The sequence below is a fragment of the Paraburkholderia sp. Ac-20347 genome (assembly GCF_017104805.1).
GTDB lineage: Bacteria > Pseudomonadota > Gammaproteobacteria > Burkholderiales > Burkholderiaceae > Paraburkholderia > Paraburkholderia tropica.
Map to the genome: position 1 here is coordinate 1 of NZ_JAAGPN010000497.1, position 2716 is coordinate 2716.

Sequence of the window (2716 nt, forward strand, 5' to 3'; positions counted from 1 at the left end):
GCCGGCCCGGTGCCGGACGCGCGCCGCCTCCCAGGTCCGCTCGCGCGGCCTGCGCGAGACGCCGCGCGCTCCCCCTTAAAGGAGATTCGTGTCGTGGCAGTTTCCGCTCTCTCGCCTGCACTCTCATCCGATTCCCCCGCGACGCAGGACGCCGCGCCCAATGCGACTCACGCGACCAACGCATTCTGGCCGCTCTGGCCGCTGCCGCCGTCGCTGACTTCCCTGCCTTCGCCGCTCTCGTCGTTTTCGTCGTTTTCGTCGCTGCCTGCTTTTTCCTCGTTCTCGCCGCTGTTTTCGCCGCTCGCCAACGCGTTCGCCGAATCGGCCGAGGCCGCGCAGACGGCGCTGAAATCCGCCTTCGGGTCCGCCTTCGATCCGGCGCTGAATCCGCTGTTCGCGCAGGCGCAACAGGCGCTGGACGCCGCGAGCGCGGGCGCGACCAAAGCCTTCTCGCCGTTGCAGCCGCTGGCGTCGAGTCCGTCGATTGCGTCGATGCCGCCGTTTCCGGCCTTGCCCGCCGCCGCGCCCGCCGCGATCCAGCCGCTCTACGACTATCTGTTCGACGCCTGGCAGCGCAGCGTGCTGTTCCTCGACGTGCTGCGCGAGCGCGGCAACCAGACCTACATGCACGAGAAAGCCGGCATGCCGCCGGTGCTCGCGTTCGACTACGAGGTGATCGTCGACGGCCGCGAACTCGACGATCCCTGCAACTACGCGCTGCTGCGCATCAAGCCCGAAGAGGGCGTGCAGACCGACGCGCGCATGCGTCCGTTCGTCGTGATCGATCCGCGCGCGGGCCACGGTCCGGGCATCGCGGGCTTCAAGATGGACAGCGAAGTGGGCATCGCGCTGCGCAAGGGCCATCCGTGCTATTTCGTGACGTTTTTCCCGGTGCCCACCGATACGCAGACCATCGAATCGGTCGGCAAGGCCGAAGCCGTGTTCCTGCAGAAAGTGCGCGAACTGCACGCCGGCGCCGACGGCCAGCCCTTCGTGATCGGCAACTGCCAGGGCGGCTGGGCCGCCGCGCTGCTGGCCGCGTCCGCGCCTTCGCTGGTCGGTCCGCTGATGCTCGCGGGCTCGCCGCTTTCGTACTGGGCGGGCGTGCGCGGCAAAAATCCGATGCGCTATTCGGGCGGCATGCTGGGCGGTTCGTGGATGTCGTCGCTGGCGGCCGATCTCGGCGACGGCCACTTCGACGGCGCGCATCTCGTCACCAACTTCGAGAACCTCAATCCGTCGAACACGTTCTGGGGCAAGCTCTACAACCTCTACGCGAAGGTCGATACGGAGCGCGAGCGCTTCCTCGAATTCGAGCGCTGGTGGGGCGGCCACTTCCAGCTGAACCGCGCGGAAATCGACTGGATCGTGCAGAACCTGTTCGTGGGCAATCACCTCACGCGCAACGAGGTCTACGCGAAGAACGCGCGCGCGCCCGTGGATCTGCGCAACATCCGCACGCCGATCATCGTGCTCGCGTCGTGGGGCGACAACATCACGCCGCCGCAACAGGCGCTCAACTGGATTCCCGATCTCTACGCGAGCGTGGACGAAATCGTCGCGAACGAGCAGGTGATCGTCTACTGTCTGCACGACAAGGTGGGGCACCTCGGCATCTTCGTGTCGGCCAGCGTGGCGAATAAAGAGCACACCGAACTATTTTCGGCGCTCGATCTGATCGACGTGCTGCCGCCCGGACTCTACGAGGCGCGCATCACCGATTCGACGCCGGAAGCGGGCCGTCTCGAAGCGCTCGAAGGACGCTACGAGATCCGCTTCGAGCGCCGCACCATCGACGATATTCTCGCGCTCGACGACGGTCGCGACGACGAGCAGCCGTTCGAAGTCGTGCGTCGTTTCGCGGAAAACAATCAGCGTATTTACGACCTGTTCGTCTCGCCGACGGTGCGCGCGTCGAGCAATGCGCTCAGCGCGCATCTGCTGCGCGAGTCGCATCCGTCGCGCGTGGAGCGCAGCTTCTTCAGCGATGCGAATCCGGTGCTCGGCGCGCTGCCCGCCGTGGCCGAGGCGGTGCGCGCGCATCGCAAACCGGCGGAGCGCGACAACCCGTTCACGCTGATGGAAAAGCAGGTGTCGGCGAGCATCGAGGCCGTGTGGGACGCGTATCGCGACGCGCGCGACACGTGGACCGAAAGCACCTTCTACAGCCTCTACACCGCGCCGTGGGTGCAGGCGTGGGTGGGCGTCGCGCCCAATCTGCCGCTCGATCCGATTGCGCCGCCGCTCACGGCGCTGCGCAAGGAGCTGGCGCAGATGCGCCTGCGCGCGGCGCATGCGCACGTGCACAAGGCGTCGCTGCTCGATGTGTTCATGCGCATCATGGCCTACCTCGCCGACGAAATGCACGTGGTGCAGTACCGGCCGTTCCAGAAGATGCGCGAGCTGGCGCGCGAGTATTTCGGCGACCGTCAGCCGAGCATCGCGGAACTCAAGGAGGCGGCGCGCCGCCAGGGCGCGATCGTGCAGCTCGATGCGCAGGCCGCCATCGCCGCGTTGCCGGACCTCGTGCCGGATACGCGTTCGCGGCGCTTGCTGATGTCGGCGGTGTATCAGGTCGCGAGCGCGTCGGGGCCGCTCGACGGCGAGCGCGCGGAGCGTTTCGCCGAAGTGCAGCGCGTGCTCGGTCTGGAGCCGGGCAGCGAGAAAGAACCGCTGCCGCCGCCGCCGGGCGGGGGCAGTGCGAGCGGAAGCGGTG

General features: G+C 67.5%; 1 protein-coding gene. It reads left to right on the forward strand.

Annotated features, from left to right (window positions below):
• Window positions 1-93 precede the first annotated feature (93 nt).
• A partial coding sequence (locus G3N97_RS37970) for a DUF3141 domain-containing protein (protein WP_346778180.1) occupies window positions 94-2716 on the forward strand: 2623 nt, incomplete at its 3' end.